This is a genomic window from Azoarcus indigens (genome assembly GCF_004361735.1).
Taxonomy (GTDB): Bacteria; Pseudomonadota; Gammaproteobacteria; order Burkholderiales; family Rhodocyclaceae; genus Azoarcus; species Azoarcus indigens.
Genome location: NZ_SNVV01000005.1, coordinates 127,922 through 153,286, shown reverse-complemented (window position 1 = coordinate 153,286; position 25,365 = coordinate 127,922). Strand labels below are relative to the sequence as shown.

Annotated in this window: 23 protein-coding genes; 11 read left to right on the top strand and 12 right to left on the bottom strand. The window is 70.0% G+C overall.

Going from position 1 to position 25,365, the window contains the following annotated elements:
• The first annotated feature begins 23 nt into the window (after positions 1–23).
• Both C7389_RS07930 and C7389_RS07925 read left to right on the top strand, forming a co-directional pair.
• Complete coding sequence (locus tag C7389_RS07930; protein ID WP_342773499.1) at positions 24–695, top strand: transglutaminase-like cysteine peptidase; 672 nt, start codon at positions 24–26, stop codon at positions 693–695.
• A gap of 47 nt (positions 696–742) precedes the next feature.
• Complete coding sequence (locus C7389_RS07925; RefSeq protein ID WP_133590100.1) at positions 743–2,653, top strand: bifunctional diguanylate cyclase/phosphodiesterase; 1,911 nt, start codon at positions 743–745, stop codon at positions 2,651–2,653.
• 308 nt (positions 2,654–2,961) lie between these two features.
• Here the strand turns inward: C7389_RS07925 and C7389_RS07920 are convergent, their stop codons facing one another.
• From C7389_RS07920 to C7389_RS07900, 5 genes are all read right to left on the bottom strand, one after another.
• Positions 2,962–3,273 carry a hypothetical protein gene (locus C7389_RS07920; protein WP_246034678.1) on the bottom strand — a complete coding sequence of 104 codons (312 nt, stop codon included), beginning with the start codon at positions 3,271–3,273 and terminating at the stop codon, positions 2,962–2,964.
• Between the two features lie 97 nt (positions 3,274–3,370).
• Positions 3,371–6,265, bottom strand: coding sequence for a retention module-containing protein (locus tag C7389_RS07915; protein WP_133590096.1), 2,895 nt, complete (start codon positions 6,263–6,265; stop codon positions 3,371–3,373).
• Positions 6,266–6,409: 144 nt separating this feature from the next.
• Complete coding sequence (locus C7389_RS07910; RefSeq protein WP_133590094.1) at positions 6,410–7,033, bottom strand: helix-turn-helix transcriptional regulator; 624 nt, start codon at positions 7,031–7,033, stop codon at positions 6,410–6,412.
• Positions 7,030–8,445, bottom strand: coding sequence for an HlyD family type I secretion periplasmic adaptor subunit (locus C7389_RS07905; protein ID WP_133590092.1), 1,416 nt, complete (start codon positions 8,443–8,445; stop codon positions 7,030–7,032). The genes C7389_RS07910 and C7389_RS07905 overlap by 4 nt, the downstream gene beginning before the upstream one ends.
• Positions 8,445–10,619, bottom strand: a complete 2,175-nt coding sequence (locus tag C7389_RS07900) for a type I secretion system permease/ATPase (RefSeq protein WP_133590301.1) — start codon at positions 10,617–10,619, stop codon at positions 8,445–8,447. The genes C7389_RS07905 and C7389_RS07900 overlap by 1 nt, the downstream gene beginning before the upstream one ends.
• A 264-nt stretch (positions 10,620–10,883) precedes the next feature.
• Between C7389_RS07900 and C7389_RS07895 the strand changes: the two genes are divergently transcribed.
• Positions 10,884–11,255, top strand: a complete 372-nt coding sequence (locus C7389_RS07895) for a PilZ domain-containing protein (RefSeq protein ID WP_133590090.1) — start codon at positions 10,884–10,886, stop codon at positions 11,253–11,255.
• A 68-nt stretch (positions 11,256–11,323) separates the two neighbouring features.
• Here C7389_RS07895 and C7389_RS07890 read toward each other — a convergent pair whose 3' ends face one another.
• From C7389_RS07890 to C7389_RS07875, 4 genes are all read right to left on the bottom strand, one after another.
• On the bottom strand, positions 11,324–11,962 hold the full coding sequence (locus C7389_RS07890) for a DUF3299 domain-containing protein (RefSeq protein WP_133590088.1): 639 nt from the start codon (positions 11,960–11,962) through the stop codon (positions 11,324–11,326).
• A gap of 2 nt (positions 11,963–11,964) precedes the next feature.
• Entirely contained in the window at positions 11,965–13,245 is a 1,281-nt protein-coding gene (locus tag C7389_RS07885) for an ABC transporter permease (RefSeq protein WP_133590086.1), read from the bottom strand.
• The gene (locus tag C7389_RS07880; RefSeq protein ID WP_133590084.1) at positions 13,242–13,949 is read right to left on the bottom strand and encodes an ABC transporter ATP-binding protein; all 708 of its coding nucleotides are present in this window, start codon (positions 13,947–13,949) and stop codon (positions 13,242–13,244) included. The genes C7389_RS07885 and C7389_RS07880 overlap by 4 nt, the downstream gene beginning before the upstream one ends.
• Before the next feature lie 67 nt (positions 13,950–14,016).
• On the bottom strand, positions 14,017–14,562 hold the full coding sequence (locus C7389_RS07875; RefSeq protein ID WP_133590082.1) for a DUF2796 domain-containing protein: 546 nt from the start codon (positions 14,560–14,562) through the stop codon (positions 14,017–14,019).
• 77 nt (positions 14,563–14,639) lie between these two features.
• Between C7389_RS07875 and C7389_RS07870 the strand changes: the two genes are divergently transcribed.
• From C7389_RS07870 to C7389_RS07840, 7 genes are all read left to right on the top strand, one after another.
• Positions 14,640–15,125, top strand: coding sequence for a Fur family transcriptional regulator (locus C7389_RS07870; RefSeq protein WP_133590081.1), 486 nt, complete (start codon positions 14,640–14,642; stop codon positions 15,123–15,125).
• 140 nt (positions 15,126–15,265) lie between these two features.
• A complete protein-coding gene (locus C7389_RS07865; RefSeq protein ID WP_133590079.1) occupies positions 15,266–15,466 on the top strand; it encodes a hypothetical protein in 201 nt (66 codons plus the stop codon).
• Entirely contained in the window at positions 15,463–16,245 is a 783-nt protein-coding gene (locus tag C7389_RS07860) for a metal ABC transporter ATP-binding protein (RefSeq protein WP_133590077.1), read from the top strand. The genes C7389_RS07865 and C7389_RS07860 overlap by 4 nt, the downstream gene beginning before the upstream one ends.
• Complete coding sequence (locus C7389_RS07855; RefSeq protein WP_133590075.1) at positions 16,242–17,108, top strand: metal ABC transporter permease; 867 nt, start codon at positions 16,242–16,244, stop codon at positions 17,106–17,108. The genes C7389_RS07860 and C7389_RS07855 overlap by 4 nt, the downstream gene beginning before the upstream one ends.
• A gap of 10 nt (positions 17,109–17,118) precedes the next feature.
• Positions 17,119–18,078 (top strand): metal ABC transporter solute-binding protein, Zn/Mn family, encoded by a 960-nt coding sequence (locus C7389_RS07850; protein ID WP_133590073.1) that lies wholly within the window; start codon positions 17,119–17,121, stop codon positions 18,076–18,078.
• A gap of 241 nt (positions 18,079–18,319) precedes the next feature.
• On the top strand, positions 18,320–19,996 hold the full coding sequence (locus tag C7389_RS07845; RefSeq protein ID WP_211168338.1) for a sensor domain-containing diguanylate cyclase: 1,677 nt from the start codon (positions 18,320–18,322) through the stop codon (positions 19,994–19,996).
• 85 nt (positions 19,997–20,081) lie between these two features.
• A complete protein-coding gene (locus C7389_RS07840) occupies positions 20,082–21,296 on the top strand; it encodes a hypothetical protein (RefSeq protein WP_211168337.1) in 1,215 nt (404 codons plus the stop codon).
• A 78-nt stretch (positions 21,297–21,374) separates the two neighbouring features.
• Here C7389_RS07840 and C7389_RS07835 read toward each other — a convergent pair whose 3' ends face one another.
• Complete coding sequence (locus C7389_RS07835) at positions 21,375–22,775, bottom strand: (Fe-S)-binding protein (protein WP_246034677.1); 1,401 nt, start codon at positions 22,773–22,775, stop codon at positions 21,375–21,377.
• A gap of 45 nt (positions 22,776–22,820) precedes the next feature.
• Positions 22,821–23,174, bottom strand: a complete 354-nt coding sequence (locus C7389_RS24845; RefSeq protein WP_162851700.1) for a hypothetical protein — start codon at positions 23,172–23,174, stop codon at positions 22,821–22,823.
• Positions 23,175–23,439: 265 nt separating this feature from the next.
• Between C7389_RS24845 and C7389_RS07825 the strand changes: the two genes are divergently transcribed.
• Complete coding sequence (locus C7389_RS07825) at positions 23,440–24,552, top strand: mechanosensitive ion channel family protein (protein ID WP_133590071.1); 1,113 nt, start codon at positions 23,440–23,442, stop codon at positions 24,550–24,552.
• Here C7389_RS07825 and C7389_RS07820 read toward each other — a convergent pair.
• Positions 24,534–25,340, bottom strand: a complete 807-nt coding sequence (locus C7389_RS07820; RefSeq protein WP_133590069.1) for a sulfite exporter TauE/SafE family protein — start codon at positions 25,338–25,340, stop codon at positions 24,534–24,536. The genes C7389_RS07825 and C7389_RS07820 overlap by 19 nt on opposite strands.
• Positions 25,341–25,365: the final 25 nt, after the last annotated feature.

Here is a 25,365-nt window from a genome sequence, read left to right as displayed (position 1 = left end):
TCCCGCTGTCCGAGACCCGGCCCGTGCCCGCCGCGCTCGGCCGCCTGCTGCGCGGGCTGGCGCTATGCCTGGTGGTCGTCGCCGGCTTCGTGCCGGCGGAGCCCAAGCTGGACCGCATGCAGCAGCTGGCGCGGGAACGCTATGGCAACGCCGCCGAGGAGACGGTGGCGGACTGGCGGCGGATGATGGCGGAGGCGCAGGAGGCGGACGAGGTCGAGCGGCTGTCGCGGGTCAATGCCTTCTTCAACCGCCGCATCGCCTTCGAGGACGACATCGTCGTCTGGAAGCAGCCGGACTACTGGGCGACGCCGCTGGAGACCATGGGCCGCGCCGCCGGCGACTGCGAGGATTTCGCCATCGCCAAGTACATGAGCCTGCGCCTGCTGGGCATCCCGGCGGAGAAGCTGCGGCTGATCTATGTGCGCGCCCGCATCGGCGGCCCGCAGAGCACCCTCAGCCAGGCCCACATGGTGGTCGGCTACTTCGCCACGCCCGGCGGTGAGCCGCTGGTGCTGGACAATCTGATCGGCGACGTCCGCCCGGCCGCGCGCCGGACCGACCTGGTGCCGGTCTTCAGCTTCAACAGCGAAGGCCTGTGGGTGGGTGGCGCCGCTACTTCCTCGGCCGATCCCACCGCCCGATTGTCACGCTGGCGCGACGTACTCGAGCGCATGCGCAACGAGGGCCTGCAATGATGCATGCTCCGGCATCCCTTTTGTCTTAGGCACGGAAAACTGACTACATGTCACTGATCAAGCAACTCTGGATCGCCATCATCCTGGTCGCGGTGTTCTCGCTGGGCGGCAGCCTGGTGGTGAGCACGCTGGCGGCCAAGCGCTACCTGGAGCAGCAGCTCACGGTGAAGAACCTGGACAACGCCACCTCGCTGGCGCTGTCGCTGTCGCAGATGGACAAGGACCCGGTGGCGGTGGAAATGCAGATCGCCGCCCAGTTCGACGCCGGCCACTACCGCCGCATCCTGCTCACCGCGCCGGACGGCAGCGAGATCGCCGCCCGCGAGTACAGCGGCGCGGATGCGGACGTTCCAGGCTGGTTCATGCGCCTGATCCCCATTGTCACCCACCCGGGCGTCGCCCAGGTGCAGGACGGCTGGCGCCAGTTCGGCACGCTGACGCTGGAAAGCCATAGCCACTACGCCTACGAAACCCTGTGGCGCGGCACCCTGCAGATGCTGCTGTGGTTCGCCGTCGGCGGCCTGCTCACCGGCCTGATCGGCACCTTGGTGATCAAGCTCATCACCCGCCCGCTGGACCGGGTGGTGGCACAGGCCGAAGCCATAGGCGGACGCCGTTTCATCACCACGCCAGAGCCGGCCACCCGCGAGTTCCGCAGCGTGGTGCGGGCGATGAACGCGCTGTCCGAGCGGGTGCGCTCCATGATGGCGGAGGAATCCGCCCGCCTGGAGCAACTGCGCCGCCAGACCCAGCTGGATCCGCTCACCGGGGTGTTCAACCGCGAGCAGTTCCTCAAGCGGCTGGACGCCGCCCTCGAACGGGAAGACGCCAGCGCCGGCGGCGTGCTGCTCATCCTGCGCGTCGGCCACCTGGTGGATCTCAACCGCCGCCTGGGCCGCGCCGGGGCCGATGCCCTGCTCGCCGAGCTCGCCCAGCGCCTGCGCCGGCACATCGGCGAGCATTCCGACTGGACGGTGGGCCGCCTCAACGGCACCGACTTCGCCCTGCTCGCCCCGGCCGGCGACCACCCGCCGGCGCTGGCTAGCGCGGTGGCGCTGGACCTGCACGGCTGGCTCGATTCCGGCGGCATGCACACCCTGCAGGCCCTGCCGGTGGGCGCCTGCAGCTACCTCGCCGGCGAGGCGCGCGGCACCGTGCTCGCCCGCGCCGACGGGGCCCTGGCCGCCGCCGAACAGGCCGGCCCGCGCGCCTGCGAGGTCGCGACCGCCGCAGCGCCGGCCCGCCTGGCCCAGAGCGAATGGCGCGCAGCGCTGGTCCAGGCCCTGGCGGAAGATGGCGTGCGCCTGGGCCACTACCCGGTGGTCGCCGCCAGCGGAGCCTTGTTGCATATGGAAGCGCCGGTGCGGCTGCGCCTGGACGGCGAATGGCGCAACGCCGGCTATTTCATGCCCTGGGCCGCACGCCAGGACATGACCGGCGCCATCGATCTGGCGGTGCTGCGCAGCGCCCTGGCCGCGCTGGCCGCCGGCGGCGAGGCGCTGGGCATCAACCTGTCGCCCGACACCCTGGGCGACGCCGCCCGCCGCAGCGAACTGTACAGCCTGCTGCAGCAGACGCCGGAACAGGCCCGCCGCCTGTGGCTGGAACTGCCGGCCCACGGCGCCCTGCGCCACGCCGCGGAGTTCCGGGCCCTGTGCGTGGCCTTGCGCCCGCTCGGCTGCCGGCTGGGCATAGACCATGTGGGCGCGGACTTCGAGCGCATCGCCGAATTGCACGACATGGGGCTGGATTACGTGAAGGTGGATGCCAGCATCGTGCGCAGCATCGAGGCCGACCCGGGCAACCAGGCCATCCTGCGCGGCCTGTGCACCCTGGCCCACTCCATCGGCCTGTCGGTGCTGGCCTCCGGCGTCGCCAGCGAGGCCGAACGCGCCACGCTGCCGGCGCTGGGCATAGACGGCATGACCGGCCCGGCCATCGTCTGGCCGACGGCCTGAGCGGGCAGGCCCTGCCCGGCTGGCTCAGGACGAAGCGGGCTGGCCGGCGATGGGGGCAGATGCTCCAGGATATGCAGGCGCGCTGATGACCGATCCCGGGACCGCTGAATGCCGGGGAGCTGTCGGCCGCGGGAGTTGAGACCGCAGGTTTCCCCGCAAGCAATCGCACGGCAGGTCGAGGGAAAAGCGCGGGGAGAGGGCGCGCCGGCAGCGGGGTAGCAAGTGGCGGCGGCGTGTTTCCCCGCAGCCCCAGATGTTGCGGAGGCGCTCGCCGGCCGAGCGCGGGACCGGCCCGGCAGCGAGCCGCCTCAGATCAGTCCGTCGTCGCTGTCCAGCAGATCCAGCCCGCCCAGCTTGGCCCGCAGCGTGCGGCGCTGGAGCAGCTTGTCCTGAGCTTCCTGCGGCAGGTCGGTGAAGCGGATGAGGTCGCGGGCGATCAGCAGGTCGATCACGTCCTCCAGCACCCGCACCAGCCGCAGGTCGGTGGAGGCCAGTGCCTCCCGGCCATTGCCGCCGATGAAGCCGGCGATCTCCGGCGAATCGGCGGGAAGAGACTCGTCGAAACCCGCCTCCGCCTGCCGGCTGATGGCGAGGATGCGCCCCTCGCCGTCGCGTTTCACATAGACGCCCAGTTTCTTGCTCCCATTCCCGTTGCCGCCGGCCAGTCGCCGCGCCGGCCGCCAAAAGGAACAGGGCCGGCGTACCGGCCCCGGATGCTCAGTCGGTGATCAGTTTGCCGTGATCGACCAGGTTCTGGAGGATCTGCGCCTGGCTGCTGAGGCCACCAACCAGATCCACCCCCTGCAGCACGATGGTCTGATCTTCCTTGCCGGCATCGTACCCCGAGGTGAAGCCGCCCTGGGTGCTGACGTGGATCACCGTATCGGCCCCCTGATGCTCGACGAAGAGGAAGGAGCCGAGGTTGCCGCCACTGGCGCTCTCGCCCTGCAGCAGATCGTGCAGGTCCAGCTTGTCGGAGCTGGTGTCGAAGTCCAGCACCCGATCCACCTCCGGCTTGCCTTCTGCACCCTGGTCGCCGAAGGACCAGATGAAGGTATCCGCACCCAGGCCGCCGGCCAGGATGTCGCTGCCCGCACCGCCGGCGATGACGTCGTCGCCGATGCCGCCGGTGATGTGATCGTCACCCGCGCCGCCAGTGAGATGCACCGCCGGGGCGACCGCGTCCGCGGCGCCGACCACGACGGTGACCGCCGTGGTGGTGGTGGCGGTGTCGCCATTGGCATGCTCGGAGGAGGACACCGACACCTGCAGCGTGAAGTCGGTGGTGCTGCCCGCCGAAGTGGTGATCACCAGGCTGTCCAGGTTCCAGCCATCCAGCAGCAGGCTGTGGCTGCTGTCGGTGGAGGTATAGGTGTGGGTGCCGTCGGTCAGCGTCGCGCCGCTGGGTATGCCGCTGATGCTGACGCCGGACAGGGACTCGGAGCCGTCGGCATCCACCAGCGCGGCATCGATGTCGAGCGCATAGGTGTAGGCCTTCACCGGCGCGGTGGTGCCTTGGTAGGTGAGGCTGGTGATGTAGTAGTCACTGCCGTCGCCAGTGGCAACCGACTGCGCGGTCGTCATGTTCAGGTAGGAACTGGCCGCCTTGAACACCACGGTATCGAAGCCCAGGCCGTCGTTGGCTGTCATGCTCACCGTGAGGTTGCCGCTGGAGGTGCCGTTGAAGGTGCCGGTGCCCACCAGCACGCCATCGCGGTACAACTCGTAGATGCCGACCTCGGTGGCGTTCTTGCCATTGTCCTTGATCCACAGGTTGGAGATGGTGGCCGAAGCCGTCGTCACCGTGCTCTGGAAGGTGAAGATCAGCTCTTCCGACTCGTGCGTGGTGTAGCTGTAGCCGATCTGGTTGCCAGTGGCAACCTCCTGGCTGGACGCGCCCGGATGGTTGCCCGCCACGCCGATCCTGCCGGTGGTGCTGGTGTTCTCCAGGTAGATGTTGCCGGAAGAAGCGCTCGACAGTGAGTAAGTGCCATCCGGGTTATGCACGAAGTTCTTGGCGCTGACGCTGACACCGCTGGTCGTCAGCAGGTTGGACGCATTGAGCGTGCCGCTGAAGGTGCCGGCCGGCGTCACCGTCACCTCATGAGCCGCGCCCACCGTGACCGACAGCGTTGGCGCATCCGCCACGGGCGCGATGTCCACCACCATGGTGGCCGAGTCGCCGACCTGGGTACCGTCGGTGGGCGAGTATTCGAAGCGGGCGTAATCGCCCTGCTGGTCGCCCACGCCGGTGCCGCCGTAGGCATCGCTGCCGGACTCGTTGGCGGCGGGGGTGAAGCGCAGGTGGCCGGCTGCGATGTCCGCCTGGCTTACTTCCTGCCCTTGGGAAACGGCCACCCAGTCACCGGCGGCATTCAGGTATTCCAGCTTGCCATTGACCGGCAGGGTGTTGATGACGATGCCCAGCGAGCTGGCCGGCGTGGCGCCGTCGCTGACCTTGAAGTCGGACCACTGGAAGACGTAGCTGCTGTCTTCGACGCCAGCTACCGCACCACCGTCGGCAGCCGGCGGTAGATCGAAGCTGTCGCTGTCGACTGCGGTGGCGGTGTTGTTGACGTTGTCCTTGGCGATCGCGGTGGCGGTGTAGGTAACCGCCTCGTTGAAGGTCAGGCCGCTGGTATCCACAGTCCATGTGCCATCCGCCTTCTGCGTCACCGGCGCGGTCTGCTCCGACCCGTCACTGCCCGTGATCGTCAGCGTCACGCTGGTCGCATTCTTCGCGTCCACCGTGAGCGTCGGCGAACTGCCATCCACGCCCAGTTCCAGATCAACCTCCACCTCCGGCTTCAGGTCGAAGCTGTCGGTGTCCGTGTCGGTCGCGGTGTTGTTAGCGTTGTCCTTGGCGATCGCGGTGGCGGTGTAGCTGACTTCTTCGTTGAAGGTCAGGCCGCTGGTATCCACAGTCCATGTGCCATCCGCCTTCTGCGTCACCGGCGCGGTCTGCTCCGACCCGTCACTGCCCGTGATCGTCAGCGTCACGCTGGTCGCATTCTTCGCGTCCACCGTGAGCGTCGGCGAACTGCCATCCACGCCCAGCTCCAGGTCAACCGTCACCGCGGGAACGGTGCTGGGCGGCGTGGTTGTAGTGGTAGCGGGAGTGCCGTCGTCCGCTTCCGGGGCGCCCGGCAGGCGCTCGTCGATGCGGTCCGGCTCGGTCGGGGCGAAATCGAAGGCCAGGGGATCCACGCCTTCGGTGATGCGCAGCAGGCGGACGAAGTTGTTGCCTTCGCCGCCACCGCCACCAGCCAGACCGGCAGCCGGGGCTTCCAGCGCGTCGTCCAGGTTGCCGCCGTCATTCAGCGCCTGGATGACCTGGGCGATGGAGGCGTCGCCCAGCTGGGCGTCCAGCGCCTGCGGGCGGGAGGTTTCGGACAGCTCGGCAGTAACGGCGATGCTCTGGTTCTGCTCGACCGGCAGCACGCTGCCATCTTCGAATGCCAGTTCCACCCGGCCGCCGCTGGAGGTGACGACGGTTTCACCCTCGTTGATGGCATCGCCGGCGCGCAGCAGGCGCATCCTGCCTTCCGCATCGCGGGCGTAGGCGGTACCGGTGACGGCGACGACGGTGGCGACGGGTTGGGCAGTGGCCATGGTGGCTGGATCCTCGGACAGTCGGCCGCGCTGCGAAGAGAAAGCGGCCGGAACGGTTTATCGACGGATCGCAGCTTAGCGAGGGCAAGGCCGGCCACATATTGGACTAGTGGACAGGTCGTGACCTGCGTCACGCGAAGCCATTCAGGCCGTGGCTTCGCGGGGTTCGGTGGCGCCGGACATAAGCAGAACGAGTTGCAGGCGGTCGCGCACGCCGAGCTTCTCGAAGACGGCGCCGAGGTGGGCCTTGACAGTGCGCTCGGTGATGCCCAGGCGCAGCGCGGCCTCCTTGTTGGACAGGCCGTCGGCCACCGCCCTGGCCACTTCCAGCTCCCGCGGCGACAGCATGGCGAAGCGCTCCTCGCCCGCCTCCGCCGCTGGCGGCAAGGCGCGGCGGGCGGCGCCCACCACCCGCGACATCAGCTCCGGCCCTATCCACAATCCGCCGTGCCGCACCACCAGCGCGACCTCGCGCAGCTGTGCCGGCGTGGCCTGGGCATGGCAGTAGCCGCGCGCGCCACCATCCAGCGCCAGCAGGGCACGGCGCTCCTCCGGCTGCGGGTCCAGTACCACGCAGGGCACGGCCGGATGAGCCGCCAGCTGGCGGGCAAGCCCCGCCCGCCATTCAGGCAGTGTGGTCAGCAGCCAGACGATGCCGTTCGAATCGACGGAGGCAGCCTCGCCAGCCGAGGCCAGCGCCTCCGGAAAAGCCTCTTGCCAGCGCGGCTGCAGCGCGCCCTCGGGGGTGATGAAGTGATGCACGCTCATCGTTCCGTCATCGCGTTGGCCTTGGCCCGAAGCACGGGCTTGAGCAGGTAGGAGAGCACCGTCTTCTTGCCGGTGAGGATGTCCACCTCGGCGACCATGCCGGGGATGATGGGCAGGTTGTCGCCCAGGCTGGCGTTCCTGGTACGCACCCGGATCACGTAGAAAGCGTTGCCCTTGTCATCGACCACGGTGTCGGCGGAGATGTGCTCCAGCTCCGCCTCCAGGCCGCCGTAGATGGAGAAGTCATAAGCGGTGAACTTGACCACCGCCGGCTGGCCAGGACGCAGGAAGGCGATGTCCTTGGGTTTCACCTTGGCCTCCAGTACAAGGGCGTCGTCCAGCGGCACGATCTCCACCACTTCCTTGCCCGGCTGCACGACGCCGCCCACGGTGTTGACCAGCAGGCGCTTGACCGTGCCGCGCACCGGCGAGCGCACCTCAGCATGCTTCACTTTGTCCGCCAGCGCGCGGCTGCCTTCGGACAGGCTGCCGAGCTTACCCATGGTGTCGGAGAGCTCGTTGCGCAGCTGGTTGCGCACGTTCAGCTCCACTTCCTGGATCTTGCGCGTGGCCTCGGTGATGGCGGCCTGGATGCGTGAGATCTGCGCCGAGGACTGGTCGCGCTCGCCGCGCAGGCGGGCGACGTCCCGCTCCAGCCGCAGCAGGTCCACTTCGGAGACCGCGCCGGAGGCCATCAGCGGCTTGGTCACGTTCAGCTCCTGGGTGGCGAGGTCGAAGGCGCGGCCGGCCTGCTCGCGCCGCGCCCGCACCTCGTTCAGCTCCTGCTCGCGCTGGCTGAGCTGCTGGCGGGCGATGGAGAGCTGGGCCTCCATCTCCGCCCGGCTGGATTCGTACAGCTGGCGTTCGTGGGCGGCGATCTCCGGCACCTCCTTCAGCACCTCCGCCGGCATGTTCAGCGGCGTGCCGGAGGTGAGCGCCTGCAGCCGCGCCGCCTTGGCCTGCAGCGCCCAGTAGGTGGCGCGACTTTCCAGCAGGGAGGAGACGAAGCGGGTCGGGTCTATGCGCAGCAGCAGATCGCCGGCATTCACCACCTGGCCTTCGCGCACAGGCATCTCTTCCACCACGCCGCCATCCACCGACTGGATGACCTGCAACTGGGACGAGGGAATCACCTTGCCCTCGCCGCGCGTCACCTCGTCTATCGGGGCGAAGGCGGCCCACAGCAGCAACAGCAGCAGCAGGCCGAAGATCACCCGCAACAGCAGGCGGGCGCGCAGCGGCTCCTGCTGCAGCTGTGCCCAGTCGGCATCGCCGGCCCAGTCCAGGCGCTCGCGCGGCATCGGTAGGAAGCGGGTGAAAAAGCGGTCCAGCAGCGGATTCACCGGCTTCGCCAGGCGCTGGGAGACATGGCCGACGCGCTCGAAGGCGCGCTGGGAAGGCAGATCGCCCATCAGGCAGCCCTCCCGATGCGGCCCTGGCGCAGCGCTTCGACCACCTGCGCCTTGGGCCCGTCGGCGACGATCTTGCCGCCATCGACGACGATGATGCGGTCAGCCAGGTCCAGCAGCGAGGTGCGGTGGGTGACGATGATCATGGTCTTGCCCCGCGCCGCCTCGCCGAGGCGGCGCTTCACCTCTTCCTCGCTGGTGTGGTCCATGGCCGCGGTGGGCTCGTCCAGCAGCAGGATGGGCGGATCGTTGATCAGTGCGCGGGCAATGGCCACGCCCTGGCGCTGGCCGCCGGAGAGGGACTCGCCGCGCTCGCCCACCAGCATGTCGAAACCGTGCGGATGGGCATTGACGAACTCGGTGATGCCGGCGGCGGTGGCAGCGCGCAGCACCGCGGCATCCTCCGCCAGCGGCGACGCCAGGGTGATGTTCTCGCGCAGGCTGCCGTAGAACAGGGTGATGTCCTGCGGCACGTAGCCGATGTGTCGGCGCAGCTCGGCCGGATCCAGCTGACGCTGGTCTATGCCGTCTATCAGCACCGCGCCATCGTCCGGCTGGTAGAGGCCGAGGATGAGCTTCTCCAGCGTGGTCTTGCCGGAGCCGACCCGCCCCAGCACCGCGATGCGCTCGCCCGGGCGGATGCGCAGCGACACGTTGCGCAGCGCCGGCACTTCCTGGCCGGGATAGGTGAAGGAGACATCGCGGAACTCGATCGCGCCGGCGAAGCCCTGGCGGCTGACGAAGTTGCTGCCCTCCGGCCGCTCCACCTCCTGCCCCATCAGCGAGTCCAGCGAGGCCAGCGCGGTGGAGGCGTTGTAGTACTGCACCAGCAGGCCAGCCACCTGCCCGACCGGTGCCATCGCCCGCGACGACAGCATGTAGCAGGCCACCAGCCCGCCCATGGTCAGCAGGCCTTCGCCGATCATGTAGACGCCGCCCAGGATCACCACCACGCTCACCACCTGCTGCACCCACATCGCGCCATTGGTGGTGGAGGCGGACAGCAGGCGCATGCGGGTGGACACGTTGGCGAGGTGGGTGGCGCTCTGCTCCCACTTGCGCTGGATGGCGGCCTCGGCGCCTATCGCCTTCACCGTTTCCAGGCCGACCAGGCCCTCCACCAGCACCGCGTTGCGCTGCGCGCCGGTGCGGTAGGTGCGCTCGGCCAGCTCGTGCATGCGGCCCTGCACCGACATCGCATACAGCAGCAGCGCCGCCACGCCGAACAGGAAGGGCAGCAGCAGCGGCCAGGCGATCCAGCCGATGACGACGAGGAAGACCACCGCGAAGGGCAGGTCGATGAAGGCCACCACCGTGGCCGAGCTGATGAAGTCGCGCACCGTTTCGAAGGCGCGCAGGTTGGCGGCGAAGGAGCCGGCCGACACCGGCCGCGCGGCCATGCGCAGGCCCAGCACCCGCTCCATGATGTAGGCGGAGAGCTTCACGTCGGCCCGGCTGCCGGCCAGGTCGACGAAATGGCCGCGCATGGAGCGCAGCGCGAAGTCGCCGCAGAGCACGATGAACACGCCGGCCGCCAGCACCCACAGGGTGTCGGTGGCAGCGTTCGGCACCACCCTGTCGTACACGTTCATGACGAACAGCGGCATCGCCACCGCGAACAGGTTGATCATCGCCGCCGCCATCAGCACGTCGCGGTAGAGCTGGCGGTTGTCGGCGATCACATCCCAGAACCAGTGCTTGCGCGGGTCCTTCTTGACGCCGGGCACACGGGCGTCGAAACGGAAGCCCGGTCGCAGGTAGATGACATGGCCGGTATGGCGGGCGAGCAGTTCGGCCTCCGGCAGCGTCACCGCCGCTTCGCCCAGCTCGGGAAAGATCACCTCAAGCTTGCCGGCGGCAGCGTCGCGGCGCAGCAGGATGCAGGCCTGCTCGCCGTCCAGCAGCAGGATGGCGGGCAGCAGCGCGGCGTTGACGCCGTCCAGCCCACTGGCCACCACCCGGGAGTTCATGCCGGCGCGGCGCGCAGCGCGCTCGAACAGCGAGGGCGTCAGCCGGCCGTTCTCCACCGGCAGGCCGGCCAGCGCCGCGTCCGCCGTCAGCGCGCCGCCGTGGGCGCGGACCACCAGCAACAGGCATTCGAGCAGGGAGTCCAGCCTCGGCGCGGCGCGGCGCCCCGTGTCCGTGCCCGCCGCCTGCGGCACGCCTTCGAGCACCATCGTATTGTCGCTTTCCGCCACGTGATCCGCCGTCCTGTCTTAGGGCATCGTCATCGGGCCGCGCTGTCGCGGCGGCCCAGGGAGCGCGCGGATTCTCGCATGCATGGGCCTTCCCCATCGTGACGGGTTTCCGGTTTCAGCCCACATCGCGGGTGCATCCGGGTCTGCATCATGCATATCCACGGCTTGCGGGCCTTGCCCGCCCCTTCCACAATGAGAGACATCCACCCCGGCCTGCTGCGGCCATTCCGCGGAGCTCCCTGCATGCAAACCGAACAGCGCAAGTTTTCCCGCATCCGCTTCCAGAGTGGCGCTCATCTGCTGGTGGATGACACTGAGACCGCCTGCGAGATCTGCGACCTGTCGCTGAAGGGCGCGCTGCTGGTGTTGCAGGAGGAAAGCACGCCGGCCAGCCTGGAGGTAGGCGGCCGCTGCATGCTGGAGTTGCGCCTGGACGACGCCGGCACCGCGGTGCGCATGGAGGGCGATGTGGCCCACCGCGAAGGCCGCCGCCTCGGGCTGGTGTGCCGCGAGATCGACCTCGACAGCATCACCCACCTGCGCCGCCTGCTGGAACTCAACCTCGGCGATGCCGCGCTGCTGAACCGGGAATTCTCGGCCCTGATCGCCGACTGAGGGCGGCGCACGCCGCTGCCGCGCTTCCCCGCCGGACCGGGGCTCGCGTCCGGCCGACCGCCCGCCGCTCAGCGCGGCAGCGGCTCCTTGTACTCCTCCACCTTGATGCCGCGCATCGCGTAGCCGGCGGTGCCCATGTCGGACTCCACCCGGCTGATCGCCATCACCCCGTTCACCCACACCGGCGCCATGTTCCAGGCCGCCGGCACCGGCTTGTCCGGGATCACGTGGATGAGCTGGTTGGCCGGCGGCGGCGGCACATGCACGCAGGCGCCGAAGTAAGGCACCAGCAGGAATTCCTTGATGGTCTTGCCATCGCTCTCCAGCGGCACGATGAAGCCGGGGATGCGCACCCGGCTGCCGGCCAGCTTCTCCACCACCGGCGCCTTGTCCCACTCGGCGCGGATGCGGTTCATCGCCTCCAGCGCGCGCGGGTCGTTGTCCTGCAGGTCGGAGAGATCCAGCGTGGCGAAGAATTTCTCCGGGTTCCAGTCGGCGGGGATGAGGTCGTCCCAGCTGATCTCGCGGAAGGCGCCGGCGGCGGCGCCCTTGGGCGCCAGGCGGTCGCCCACCTTGTAGTCGGCGGCCGGCGCCGGCTTCTCCGCCAGCGCGGCGCGGCCGCCCAGCGCCAGGCCAGCGGCGGCGAGGCACAACAGCGCCACGGCGGAAAGGCGGCGCAGCGAGGAAAGTCTGAGGAAGCGTTTCATGGTCAGATCCTGATCGTCATGCCATCGGCCAGCGAGTAACGGTAGGCCCGCAAGCCGGGCAGCACGCTGGCGAGCAGGCTGGCAGCCAACACCGCGGCCAGCAGCCGCAGTTCCGCCACGCCGGGCCAGCCCAGGCTCGGCGCCAGCCCGTATTCGGCCTGCAGCCAGGGGCCGGCCAGCGCGGCCGCACCATACACCAGCGCAAGGCCGAGGGCGATGCCGGCGGCACTGGCTGCGATGCTCTCCAGTGCCAGCAGGGCGAACACCTGCCGCGGCCCGGCGCCCAGCGCGCGCAGGATGGCCAGCTCCCGCCGCCGCTCGCCCAGGCCGGCCACCATCACCGCCACCAGACCGGCCAGGCCGACCACCACCACCAGCGCCGACACCGCCAGCAGCGCCTGCTCGGCCAGGCCCACCAGGTTCCACAGTTCCTGCAGCGTGGCGCCCGGCAGCACCGCTGACAGCGGCTCGGCGGTGTCGGTGTTGATCGCCCGCTGCACCCGGAACACCGCGATGCGGCTCTTCAGCCCGACCAGCGCGGCGGTCACCGTCTTCGGCCGGAGGTCGAACTTGCGCACATGCTCCGGCGCGATGCTGAGGCCGGGAATGGGCGCGCCGCCGGCCCAGTCCACATGGATGGCGGCGATCCCCTCCAGGCTCACCAGCACCGAGCGGTCCACCGGCGTGCCGCTGCGCGCCAGGATGCCGACCACGGTGAAGGGCTTGTCCGCATGTTCGGCGAAGCGGGTGCCGTCGGCGCCGGCGCCGTGGCTGAGCACGATGCGGTCGCCGACGCGGTAGCCGTGGCGCGCCGCCACCTCGGCGCCCAGCACCGTCTCGAACACGTCGGCGAAGGCGCGGCCCTCGGCGAAGGCCAGGCTGCGGCGCTCGCCGTAGCGGTAGTGCTCGAAGTAGGCCGCCGTGGTGCCGACCACCCGGAAGCCGCGGTGGGAGTCGCCCAGCGCCAGCGGCACCACCCAGTCCACCTGCGGCATCGCCGCGATGCGCTGCACGCTGTCCCAGGAAATCTCGTTGCTGGCGTTGCCGATGTGGAACACCGAGTAGAGCAGCAGTTGCGCGCCGCCACCGCGGGCGCCGACCACCAGGTCGGTACCGGAGATGGTCTGGGCGAAGGCGGCGCGGGCGTCGCCGCGCAGGCGCTCGACGCCGATCAGCATCGCCACCGCCAGCCCCACCGCGACCACCGTCAGCGCCACCGACAGCCGGCGGTTGAGGATGCTGCGCCAGCACAGGTGCCACAACAGGCCGAAGCGCGGCTTCATCGCGGCGCTCCGGCGTCGGCACGGTTGAGTGCGGCGAGATCGGCGACGCGGTCGAAATGCCCGGCCAGCCGGCCATCGTGGCTGACGAAGAGCAGCGCCGCGCTGGCGGCCGCGCATTCGCCCAGCAGCAGATCGAGGAAGGCTTGCTGGCGGTCGGCGTCCAGCGCCGAGGTCGGCTCGTCCGCCACCACCAGCGCCGGCCGGCCGATCAGCGCCCGCGCCGCCGCAACCCGCTGCTGCTGGCCCACGGACAGTGCCGCCGCGCTGCGGCCCAGCAGCGCCTCGTCCAGGTCCAGCCGCGCCGCCAGCCGCAGCGCCTCCGCTACAGGCGTGGTACCGGCCTCGGCCAGGCGCCGCGTCCGCAACGGCGAGAAGCGGCAGGGCAGCAGGATGTTGTCCAGCACCGAGAGATAAGGCAGCAGGTTGAAGAGCTGGAAGACGAAGCCGACGTGGTCCGCCCGGTAGCGGTCGCGCCGGCCCGCCGGCAGCGCCGCCAGGTCCTGCCCATGCACCGCCACCGTGCCGGTGTCCGGCAGCAGCACGCCGCCGATCAGCGACAGCAGGGTGCTCTTGCCGCTGCCGCTGGGGCCGCGCAGGAACACCCGCTCCCCGGCGGCAAGGCGGAAATCCGCCACCGCCAGGCAGTCCGCCGCCGCGCCCGGCCAGCGGAAGCGCAGCCCCTGCACCATCACTGCCTCGCTCATCCGGCGCTACTCCGGTGGCGGCCCGGCTGCCCCGGCCCTCGTCCCTCGCCATGCCGCATGGCCGGCGTCACAGCGGCAGCTGGCGGCGCTGCGGGTTCAGCACCTGCGCCGCCTGGCCGCGCCCGGAGACGCGCTCGGCGCGGACCTCGCGGGTGCGCGGGAAGGCGTCGAACACCAGCACCTCCAGCGTGTCCAGCGCCTGCGGCCGGTCGCATTCGAAGGTGTAGGCCGCCTCCATCTCGGCATGGCCTCCGGCGGCATGCGGGTGGTCATGCTCATGCTCCGCCTCGGCGGCAGGCGCCTGGCGCGCCAGCGCCCAGGGCGAGGACAACTCCACCGTCTTCAGCACGCAACCGGCGGCGGCGGGCAGACGGAACAAGCGGCCGATGTTGCGCAGCGTGGCCTCCGCCTCGGCCAGCAGGCGGTGCTGGCGCTCGTCGCTGGGCGCATGCTCGAAGCCCACCAGGGTATCCAGCGGGCTGGCGTATTCGATCTGCAGCATCCTGCCCTCCAGCGCCACCCGCAGTTCGGCCACCCCGTGCTCATGGGCGGCATGCTGGGCATGGGCGGCAGAACAGAAGCAGGTGAGCAGGAGGGCGAGCGGCAGTCTCATGGCGGCACCGGAAGGACATGGCGGGAAAGGAGGCAAATGCTACAATGTTGCAATACCGCCCGCAAATTGCCCCTGCCATGACCCAGACCGAAGCACGCCACACGCACGCCGCGCCCACCGATGCCCGCGCGCTGATCGCCGCCCGCGGCGGCCGCGTTACCCGCACCCGGGTGGCGGTGCTGGAGATCCTGCAGGCCAGCGACCATCCGATGAGCCACGACGAGCTGGCCGCCGAGCTGGCCGCCGCCGACATCGCCCACGACCGCGTGACCCTTTACCGCGCGCTGGACTGGCTGGTGGAGCAGGCGCTGGCGCGGCGCATCGCCGGCAGCGGCAACGATCGCGCCTGGCGCTTCGAGTTGCTGCGCGCCGACGGCCATCGCCACGCCCATTTCCATTGCGACCGCTGCGGCCAGGTGATCTGCCTGGAAGGCCTGGAGCCGGCGGTGGCGGTAGCGCTGCCGGCCGGCTTCCAACTGGACCGCGCCGAGCTCGTCATCCACGGCGCCTGTCCGGACTGTGGCGTGGAGCGGGCCAGCCCGGCGGCGGCGCCGCGGCGCTGAGGACGGACGGGATTGCCTTTACTGCAACACTGTTGCATCATTCGCCCCCCGTTTTTGCACGCCCCCATCGCCCGACCAGCCGACTGACCAGCCGCTTTCCCCGTCCTTTCAGCTCCTTCCCCAGCTCCGGCGCCCTCCCGATGCCCACCCCTCCCGCCGCTCCGTCTCCCGCTTCCCCGCACGCCCACGGGCATGAGCATGGCCACAGCCACGCGCGCCGGCCGGCACGGCCCAAGGTGAAGCGCAGCCTGCTGGGCACCGGGCTGGCGGCGCGGCTGGCCATCGCCGTCGCGGCCAGCGGCCTGCTGTGGCTGACGCTGCACTGGGCGATGCGCGCATGAACGCCGCCCTGCCCTTGGCGCACGCCGCTCCCGTCCTCCCACCGGTGCTGGCCTTCGACGACCTGACGCTGGGCTACGACCGCCACCCGGCGGTGCATCACCTCAGCGCCGAGATACCTGCCGGCGCGTTGGTAGCCGTCATCGGCCCCAACGGCGCCGGCAAGTCCACCCTGCTGAAGGGCGTGGCCGGCGAACTGCGGCCAATAGGCGGCACCATCCGCCTCGGCTGCGATCCGCATCGCGACGTCGCCTACATGCCGCAGCGCGGCGAGATGGACCATAGCTTCCCGGTCTCGGTATTCGATATGGTGGCCATGGGCCTGTGGCGCGAACTCGGCGCCTTCGGCCGGCTAGACGGCGGGCGCCGCCGCCGCGTGCTGGCGGCCCTGGCGGCGGTCGGCCTCTCCGGCTTCGAGTCGCGCCCCATCGGTTCGCTGTCCGGCGGCCAGCTGCAACGCGCCCGCTTCGCCCGGCTCATCCTTCAGGACGCGCCGGTGATCCTGCTGGACGAGCCCTTCGCCGCCATCGATGTGCGCACGGTGGAAGACCTAGTCGCCATCATCCTCGGCTGGCATGCGGAAGGCCGCACGGTGCTGGCGGTGGTGCACGACTTCGAGCAGGTGCGCCGCCATTTCCCCAGCTGCCTGCTGCTGGCGCGCGAGCTGGTGGCCAGCGGCCCCACCGCCGAGGTGCTCACCGAGCCGCTGCTGCACCGCGCCCGCCACCTCTCCGAAGCCTTCGACGACCACGCCGCCGCCTGCCGCCGGGACGACAAATGACGGAACTGCTGCTGTCCCCCTTCGCCGACTTCGGCTTCATGCGCCGCGCGCTGGCCGGCTGCCTGGCGCTGTCGCTGGGGGCGACGCCGGTGGGCGTGTTCCTGATGCTGCGGCGCATGAGCTTGATGGGCGATGCGATGAGCCACGCCATCCTGCCCGGGGCCGCGCTCGGCTACCTCGCCTTCGGCCTGTCGCTGGGGGCGATGACGGTGGGCGGCATCGTCGCCGGCCTGGTGGTGGTGTTCGCCGCGGGCCTGGTCACCCGCAGCTCGGTGCTGAAGGAGGACGCCAGCCTGGCCGCCTTCTACCTGCTGTCGCTGGCCGCCGGCGTCATGATCGTCTCCCTGCGCGGCAAGAACCTGGACCTGCTGCACGTGCTGTTCGGCTCGGTGCTGGCGCTGGACGACGGCTCGCTGCTGCTCATCGCCGGCATCGCCACCGTCACCCTGTTCGGCCTCGCCCTGCTGTTCCGCCCGCTGGTGCTGGAGTGCTTCGACCCCGCCTTCCTGCGCGCGGTCAGCGGCTGGTCGCCGGTGGCGCACTACGGCTTCCTGGTGCTGGTGGTGCTCAACCTGGTGGCGGGCTTCCATGCGCTGGGCACGCTGATGGCGGTGGGCATCATGATCCTGCCCGCCGCCGCCGCCCGGCTGTGGGCGCGCGGCCTGCCGGCGCTGCTGCTGCTGGCGGTGCTGTTCGCCTTCGGCAGCGGCGTCGCCGGGCTGCTGGTTTCCTACCACGCCGACGTGCCCGCCGGCCCCGCCATCGTGCTGATGTGCGGCCTGGTCTATTTCGCCTCCCTGCTGGCCGCACCCGGCGGCCTGCTCGCCGGCCGCCTGCCGCTGCGCCGCCACCTCGAATCCTGAGCCTACGCCCATGACCGCCTTCCGCCGCGCCCTCGCCCGCTGCCGCGCCCAGTTGCTCGCCCTCGCCCTGCTGCCGTTCATGCTCGGCAACGCCCAGGCGGCGCCACTGGAGGTGGTCACCAGCTTCAGCCTGCTGGGCGATCTGGTGCAGCAGGTAGGCGGCGAGCGCGTCGCGGTGCGCAGCCTGGTCGGCCCGGACGAGGACGCCCACTCCTTCCAGCCCCGGCCCTCGGACGCCCGCCAGGTAGGCGCCGCCAAAGTGGTGGTGGTGAACGGCCTGGGCTTCGACGACTGGCTGGTGCGCCTGGCCGGTGCTGCCGGCTACCGCGGCCCGCTGGTGGTCGCCAGCGATGGCGTCGCCACATTGACGACCGAGGAAGCGCCGGGGGACGAACACGGCCACGATCACGACCATGGCCACCAGCACGGCGAACACGGCATCGACCCCCACGCCTGGCAGGACGTGGCCAACGTGCGGCGCTATGTCGCCAACATCGCCGCCGCGCTGGTCGCTGCCGACCCGGCCGGCGCCGAGGCCTATCGTGCCAGCGCCGCCAGCTACGACGCCCGCCTGCAGGCACTGGATGCCGACATCCGCCGCACCCTGGGCGCGCTGCCGCCGGCACGGCGCAAGGTGGTCAGCTCCCACGCCGCCTTCGCCTACTTCGGCCGCGCCTACGGCATCCGCTTCCTTGCGCCGGTGGGCGTCGCCAACAGCGCTGAACCCACCGCCCGCGGCGTCGCCAGCCTGATCACCCAGATCCGCCGCGAGAAGGTGCCGGCGGTGTTCCTGGAGAATGTCACCGACCCCCGCCTGCTGGAGCGCATCCGCAGCGAAGGCGGCGCCCGCGTCGGCGGCACCCTGTACTCCGACGCGCTGTCGCCCGCCGGCGGCCCGGCGCCGGACTACATCTCGATGATGCGGCACAACCTGGACGTGATGAGCCGGGCGCTGGTCGGCGGCAAGTAAGCCGCCCCGCCCCCGGTCATCCTGCGGCCTTCCCCCGCCGCGGCCACCGGCGAGCGGCCTTTGCCGCGCCAATGCCGCCCGCGCCCCCCGGCCTCCGCATGTCCTCGCGGCTTTTCTACAACGCGCGCACAGCCGGCAGCCATCCAATCGGAATCCCGCTATTGCTTTTGCGCCGATGACGAAGAAGGATTCATGACCTGGATCACGCGGGAGCGCCGGCCTCTCGGCCATCATTGAAGTCATGACCTTCGTTGCCGCAGCCCTGCCGCGCCGGCGCCCTCCCGCCGGCGCGTTTTTGTGCGCCCTGCTGATGCTGGCGGCGGCGCTGCTCGCGCTGCTGCCGGCGAGTGCCAGCGCCGCGGCGCTGGATCTGGCCGGCAACTGGTTCCGCCCCACCGCCACCCTGCAACAGGACAGGCCCTTCCCGCCCGAACTGCGCGGCCTGCCGGCGGTGGAGCGGCTGCCAGCCACCGGTGGCCGCTTCTGGTATGTCGCCCGCGTGCAGGTGAGCACCCCCGGCCACTACGTGCTGGACTTCCGCAACTCCAGCGTCATCGGCAACTTCCGCCATCACCTGTACGGCGCCGAGGGACTGACCCAGGTGGCCGAGGGCGGCATCCGCTCCCGCGTAGAGAACCCCTATTTCCTCCGCCACGGGCGCGACTTCGAGCTGGACGCCGGCGAATACCTGCTGGTCACCGAGGTCGATTCGCCCTTCTTCCTTGCCCAGCCGGAGCCCTACCTCGCGCCGCAGGCGCACTACCGCGCATCGATCAAGCCGGGCAACGCCCTCACCCTGGCGTGCCTGGGCGTGTTCCTCGGCCTGGGCCTGTACTACGCCAGCCTGGCCGTCGCCCGCCGCCGCGCGGTGGAAGGCATGTACGCCCTCTTCATCCTCGGCAACCTGCTCTACAACGGCAGCGCGCTGCTGGTGTTCCCGGACCTGTTCGGCATCCGCTGGTTCTACCTCATCAGCGTGCCCATCCTGTTCTCCAACATCGCCTACATCCTGTTCGTGCGGGCGCTGCTGGAGATACGCCGCGACAACCATCCCCACCTCCATCGCCTCAGCCGCATCCTGCTGATGGTGCTGGCGATGTTCGTGGTAGCGGCAGCCTTCCGCCCGAACTGGTCGCTGGAGCTGGACCGCTACGGCGTCGGCCTGTTCCTGCTGTACGGCCTCGGCGCCGGCAGCGTCTGCGCGCTGCGCGGCAATCCCTCCGCCCGCCTCTATCTGGTGGCCAACATCGCCTTCTTCATGCCCGGCGTCACCTCCATCACCCTGTTGCGGCTGGAGGGTTACGAAGCCTTCTACGTGGAACACCTGGGCCTGCTGGCGGTGGCCATCGAGGTGCTGCTGCTGGCGCTGGTGCTGTCCTACCAGTTCGCCCAGTTGCACCGCGAGAAGGACGAGGCGCTGGTGCGTGCCGAGGAGAACCTGCGGGTGGCTTATACCGACGCCCTCACCGGCTTGCCCAACCGCTATGCGCTGGAACTGGCGATGGCCGAACTGCCGGCCGCCGGCAGCCTCACCTTCGTCGACCTGGACGGTCTCAAGCGCTACAACGACACCTTCGGCCACCACCGCGGCGACGAACTGATCCGCCTGTTCGCCGTGAGCCTCGCCGAACGGCTGGGCGAGGAAGCCACCCTGCATCGCCTGGGCGGCGACGAGTTCGCCATCACCGCGCCCGACGGGGATTTCGTCCGGGTGGAAGCCCTGATAGGCGCCACCGCCGAGGGACTGCGCGACAGCGGCTTCGTCTTCAGCGGCGCCAGCTACGGCTCGGTGCGGGTGCTGGAGAACCCCGGCAAGGACGAGCTGAAGCAGCTGGCCGACATGCGGATGTACGAGCACAAGCGGCGGCGCAAGCTGCGCGATGGCCTGGCCGACGGCCTCACCGGAACCGCACCGTGATCTATTCGACATCCGACCCAAAAGCCGACTAGACACCCGACATAACCCGGAACAGATAATCCAGCTCCACCCCTCGGAGCCCAAGATGCATACGCCATCCAAATGGAGCCTGCTGTGGCCGGTGCTCGCCACCATCGTGCTGCCGCTGGTCGCCGCCTGGTTCGCCTACCCGGATACCCATCTGCCGCCGAAGTTCGGCGTGTTCCCGCCGGAGTTCGTCACCCAGGAGCCGGCCTTCAACCTCTATTACTTCCTCGCGGTGCTGCTGGCCGAGCTGGCAGTGGGCGCCTTGCTGCTCTTCCCCCGGCTGTTCGGCTTCCGCCCGGTGACACCGCCGGCGCCCTCGCCCAAGGCGCCCTTCCCGGCGTGGTTCTGGCTCGGCCTGGTGTTCACCCTGTTCTTCTGGTGGCTGATGTGGGCGCGGGTGACGCCCTTCGGCGACCTCGTCTACTACGCCTTCAGCCCTATGTGGTGGGGCTTCATCCTGGTGCTGGACGGCATCGCCTACCGCCGCTCCAACGGCAACTCGCTGCTGGCGAAGAAGCCGAAGACGCTGCTGCTGTCGGCGCTGGTGTCGGTCGGCGGCTGGTACTACTTCGAGTATTACAACTACTTCGTCTTCAGCAACTGGTACTACCCCAACGGCCACATGCCGGAGCTCGCCCACTCCACCGTGGTGCTGCTGTTCCTGATCGCCTACACCACCGTGTGGCCGGCGATCTTCGAGTGGTACTCGCTGCTGCGCACCTTCCCGAAGCTGGGCGCACGCTATGCCAACGGCCCCAGGCTGCCGCTGCCGGGCACGCTGCTGCTGGTGGCCGGTTTCGCGCTGATCGTGCTGATGGTGTTCCTGCCGCTGCCGCTGTTCTGGGTGCTGTGGATAGGGCCCATGGTGGTCATCGGCGGCCAGCTGATCCGCAAGGGCGTGTGGACGCCCTTCACTACGCTGGCGCAGGGCAACTGGACGCCGCTGGTGCTGATCGCGCTCGCCTCGCTGTGCAACGGTTTCTTCTGGGAGCTGTGGAACTGGGGCAGCGCCAATCCCAACCCGGTGCCGGCCACCAATCCGAATTACTGGGTGTATGACATCCCCTACGTGAACGTCATCCACATCTTCGCCGAGATGCCGCTGCTGGGTTACTTCGGCTACATGCCCTTCGGCCTGCTGGTGTGGCTGGTGTTCCTGTGGGCCGGCAGCCTGTTCGGCTTCGACGCCAGCCTGGATTCCGATCCGGCCAGATCCGCCGCAACCGGCGCCGACCAGAGCGCACCCACCCTGCTGCCTTACGAAGCGCGTTAAGCCCCGGTCGTCAGCCTGATCCCCGCACGGGGCGCCTTCCCCAGGCGCCCCGTTTTCATTCCGGCACCGCCGGGATGCTCACGCCAGCGCCCGCCGCAGCAGCAGCGCCACATGCTCGGCTCGCCGGCCAGCACCGTCGCGGATCTGGTGGCGACAGGAGAAACCATCCGCCAGCACCGGCGCACCCGGCGCCACCGCCCGCACCGCCGGCAGCAAGGCAGCCTCGCCGATGCGCCGTGACAGCGCCGCATGCTCCGCCTCCAGCCCGAAGCTGCCGGCCATGCCGCAGCAGCCGGCCTCGGCCAGCCTGAACTCGAAACCCGGGATCAAGCCCAGCACCGCCTGCACCGCTTCCATGCCGCCTTGCGCCTTCTGGTGGCAATGGCCGTGCACCAGCGCCGCCGGCCCCGGCAGCGGCTTCAGCGCCAGCTTCAAGCGGCCCGCCGCCTGCTCGCTGGCGAGGAACTCCTCCAGCAGGAAGACCTGCGGCGTCAGCCTACCGACCGCCTCGCCCAGACCGAGGCTGAAGTACTCGTCCTTCAGCATGTAGAGGCAGGAGGGCTCCAGCCCGATCACCGGCGTACCGGTGGCAATCGCCGGCGCCAGCGCCGCCATCATCCGCCGCGCTTCCGCCCGCGCCTCTTCCACCAGGCCGTAGGACAGCAGCGAGCGGCCGCAGCACAATGACCGCCGCGGCTCGGCATCGTCGGCCGCCGGCGCCAGCACCCGCACTGCATAGCCCGCCGCCTGCAGCACTTCCAGCGCCGCCTGCGCCACTTCCGGCTCGAAGCCGCGGTTGAAGCTGTCCACCAGCAGCAGCACTTCGCGGCCATCGCTTGCGGCCGCGGACGCAGCCGGCGTGAAGGGCCGGGCCGCCGGCAGGGGCAGGCTGCGGTCGCGGGCGATGCCGAACAGGCGCTCCGTCCACCCGGCCAGCAGTGGCAGGCGGTTGCGCAGGGCGACGATGGCCCGCAGCAAGGCCCGCCCCCTGGCCTGGCGGGCGATGCCGGCGAACAGGCGATCCCGCCGTGGCACGCCCAACCGGGCCGCGCGCTGAGCGAGGAACTCGGTGCGCAGCAGCGCCATGTCCACCCCGTTCGGGCACTCCCGCTTGCAGCCCTTGCAGCCCAGGCACAGCGCCATCGCCTCCGCCACCCGCGGCGAGGCGAAGTCGATCCCCTCCCCCGCGCCACTTTCCATCTCCAGCAACTCACGCAGCGCTGCCGCCCGCCCGCGGGTGGAATGCAGCGGATCGTCGGTGGCGCGGAAGCTGGGGCACATCACGCCGGCCCCATCCTTGCGCTGGCATTGGCCCTTGCCCTGGCACAGCGCCGCCGCGCGGAGGTAGCCGTTGTCGGCTCCCGGGCTGGCGGTCGCGGCCGGCATGCCGAAACCGCCGAAGGGATCGCCGAAACTGTCGCCGAAGCCACCCCCTTCGTAGGCCGACCAATCCAGTTGCGTACGCAGGCTGCCGCTCACGGTTGGCGCTGTCGTCTTCCCGACAATGTCGTCCTTCACCATCGCTCAGGCCGCCGACTGCCACCAGGCGGGATTGGCTTCGCGATAGACCCGCAGCCACTGCAGCGTTTCGGTGGCCAGCTCCCGCGCTGCCGCCCATAGCGCCTCGGCCGGCAGCGGGCCAGCGGCAAGCTCCGCGCCCACTTGCCGCCAGGCCGGCCAGTTCAGCTCCGGCAAGGCGGCACGCGCCTCTTCCGGCAGGCCGACGGCGATGGCGGCAACACGGCGCAGGCGCTTCTCGGTTTCGGCGCGGGTCAGCCGGCTGCCGGCCAACTCACCGGCGTCCAGGCCTTCGGTAAGCGTCAGCAGATCGGTGGTGGCGAGTTCGAGGAGATCGTGGAGATTGGGTACCGGGCTCATGGGGATGGGGTTCTGGCTGGTTTTTGGTTGAAGTGCATGCCTGCCACAGCAAGCATCGCGCCAACGTTCCAGGCCGCCCAGCCGTCGTCCGGCACGCGCCCCGCCCGCCCGATTGCACACCGGCCTGAACCATCTGCAGCCAGTGACCTCGTAAAAGGCAGGGGGCACGAGCATGTCCACTACACGCCGGTAGCGCCCTCACTTCCTTCCATCGTTTGCGGCGGGCCGGCGCCCGCCCTCACCCCCTCCAGGAGACCCATCCGGCATGCCTTTCTTCCAGCATCTGATCGCCCACAACTCCGCCGAGACCGTCTGGCTCGCCCTCGCCCTGGGCGGCGGCCTCTTCCTGCTGCTGGTGACGCTGCGGCGCTTCATCCGCAGCCGCCTCGCCGCCCGCGCACGCGAAAGCAGCTACCGCCTCTATGCCCTGGTGGTGGAACTGCTGGCCGCCACCCGCGGCTGGATGCTGGCCGCCGTGTCAGTGTTGGTCGCCGGCATGAACCTGGATCTGCCGGGCAGCCTGGAAACGCTGCTGAGCCGGGTGGTGATGGCGCTGCTGTTCCTGCAGTGCGGCCTGTGGGGCAACGGCGCGGTACGCGCCTGGCTGGGCCGCCGCCAGCAGGAGCAGCGTGAACGGGGCGATGGCGACAGCATCACCTCCATGGCCCTGCTCGGCTTCATCGCCCGGCTGGCGCTGTGGTCGGTGGTACTCATCCTGATGCTGGACCAGCTCGGCTTCAACGTCACCGCGCTGGTGGCCTCGCTGGGCATAGGCGGCGTCGCGGTGGCGCTGGCGGTGCAGAACATCCTCGGCGACCTGTTCGCCTCGCTCTCCATCGCGCTGGACAAGCCTTTCGTCGTCGGCGACTTCATCATCGTCGGCGACGTGCTGGGCACGGTGGAGTACGTCGGCCTCAAGACCACCCGCATCCGCAGCCTGTCCGGCGAGCAGGTGGTGATGTCCAACGCCGACCTGCTGGGCAGCCGCATCCGCAACTACAAGCGCATGCAGGAACGGCGCATCGTGTTCAACTTCGGCATCGGCCATGACACCCCGGCGGACAAGGTGGCGCGCCTGCCGCAGGTGCTGCGGCGGATCGTCGAAAGCCAGGACGAGGTGCGCTTCGACCGCGCCCACTTCCAGGGCTTCGGCGCCGCCGCGCTCAACTTCGAGGTGGTGTATTACGTGCTGGTGGCCGACTTCAACCGCTACATGGACGTGCAGCAGGCGATCAACCTCGAGCTGCTGCGCCACCTCAACGCGGAAGGCATCGCCGTCTCGCTGCCGGCCTCGCGCATGCAGCTGGTGGAAGGTGCCGCCGCCTCGGCCGATGCCGGCGTCGCGGCCGCGGCGCTGGCTCAGCCCAGCAGGCCATAGAGCATCTTCACGATCAGCAGCACGATGACACCGGCGAACACCTTCTTCAGCGTCGCCACCGGCAGCGTATGGGCCAGCCGGGCGCCGACCGGCGCGGTGAAGGTGCTGACCGCGGTGATCAGCACCAGCGCCGGCAGATAGACGAAGCCGGCGGAGTAGCGCGGCAGCCCTTCCACGCTCCAGCCATTCACCAGGTAGCCGACGGCGCCGGCCACCGCGATCGGCAGGCCGATGGCGGCGGAGGTGCCGATGGCGTTGTGCACCTTGACGTTGCACCAGGTGAGGAAGGGCACCGACAGCGAACCGCCGCCGATGGCGACCAGCGCCGACACCCCGCCTATGCCCAGCCCCGCCACGCTCATGCCCACCGCGCCGGGCAGCGAGCGGCTGGGCTTGGGCTTGACGTTGAGCAACATCTGCACCGCCACATAGCTCATGAACAGGGCAAAGAAGATGGCCAGCGGCACGGTATCCACCGCCGAGGCGACGAAGGTGCCGCCGAAGGTGCCAACCAGCACTGCCGGCGTGATATTGCGCACCACGTCCCAGCGCACCGCGCCGTGGCCGTGGTGGGCGCGCATGCTGGAGATGGAGGTCATGACGATGGCCGCCATCGAGGTGCCCAGCGCCAGGTGCACCACCTGCTCGTGGGGGAAGCCCTGGGCCACGAACAGGCTGGTGAGGATGGGCACGGTGATACCGCCGCCGCCTACGCCGAGCAGGCCGGCAAAGAAACCCACCACCGCGCCGAGCAGGGGATAGCTCAGCCACCACAGATCGAATTCCACCCTGTTTCCTCCCTGGTTCTTTTCC

Bases quoted from the DNA above. Each gene is read 5' to 3' on its own strand.
- C7389_RS07925 (WP_133590100.1), top strand. From the start codon at position 743: ATGTCACTGATCAAGCAACTCTGGATCGCCATCATCCTGGTCGCGGTG.
- C7389_RS07915 (WP_133590096.1), bottom strand. From the start codon at position 6,265: ATGGCCACTGCCCAACCCGTCGCCACCGTCGTCGCCGTCACCGGTACC.
- C7389_RS07910 (WP_133590094.1), bottom strand. From the start codon at position 7,033: ATGAGCGTGCATCACTTCATCACCCCCGAGGGCGCGCTGCAGCCGCGC.
- C7389_RS07905 (WP_133590092.1), bottom strand. From the start codon at position 8,445: ATGGGCGATCTGCCTTCCCAGCGCGCCTTCGAGCGCGTCGGCCATGTC.
- C7389_RS07900 (WP_133590301.1), bottom strand. From the start codon at position 10,619: ATGGTGCTCGAAGGCGTGCCGCAGGCGGCGGGCACGGACACGGGGCGC.
- C7389_RS07895 (WP_133590090.1), top strand. From the start codon at position 10,884: ATGCAAACCGAACAGCGCAAGTTTTCCCGCATCCGCTTCCAGAGTGGC.
- C7389_RS07890 (WP_133590088.1), bottom strand. From the start codon at position 11,962: ATGAAACGCTTCCTCAGACTTTCCTCGCTGCGCCGCCTTTCCGCCGTG.
- C7389_RS07885 (WP_133590086.1), bottom strand. From the start codon at position 13,245: ATGAAGCCGCGCTTCGGCCTGTTGTGGCACCTGTGCTGGCGCAGCATC.
- C7389_RS07880 (WP_133590084.1), bottom strand. From the start codon at position 13,949: ATGAGCGAGGCAGTGATGGTGCAGGGGCTGCGCTTCCGCTGGCCGGGC.
- C7389_RS07875 (WP_133590082.1), bottom strand. From the start codon at position 14,562: ATGAGACTGCCGCTCGCCCTCCTGCTCACCTGCTTCTGTTCTGCCGCC.
- C7389_RS07870 (WP_133590081.1), top strand. From the start codon at position 14,640: ATGACCCAGACCGAAGCACGCCACACGCACGCCGCGCCCACCGATGCC.
- C7389_RS07865 (WP_133590079.1), top strand. From the start codon at position 15,266: ATGCCCACCCCTCCCGCCGCTCCGTCTCCCGCTTCCCCGCACGCCCAC.
- C7389_RS07860 (WP_133590077.1), top strand. From the start codon at position 15,463: ATGAACGCCGCCCTGCCCTTGGCGCACGCCGCTCCCGTCCTCCCACCG.
- C7389_RS07855 (WP_133590075.1), top strand. From the start codon at position 16,242: ATGACGGAACTGCTGCTGTCCCCCTTCGCCGACTTCGGCTTCATGCGC.
- C7389_RS07850 (WP_133590073.1), top strand. From the start codon at position 17,119: ATGACCGCCTTCCGCCGCGCCCTCGCCCGCTGCCGCGCCCAGTTGCTC.
- C7389_RS07845 (WP_211168338.1), top strand. From the start codon at position 18,320: ATGACCTTCGTTGCCGCAGCCCTGCCGCGCCGGCGCCCTCCCGCCGGC.
- C7389_RS07840 (WP_211168337.1), top strand. From the start codon at position 20,082: ATGCATACGCCATCCAAATGGAGCCTGCTGTGGCCGGTGCTCGCCACC.
- C7389_RS24845 (WP_162851700.1), bottom strand. From the start codon at position 23,174: ATGAGCCCGGTACCCAATCTCCACGATCTCCTCGAACTCGCCACCACC.
- C7389_RS07825 (WP_133590071.1), top strand. From the start codon at position 23,440: ATGCCTTTCTTCCAGCATCTGATCGCCCACAACTCCGCCGAGACCGTC.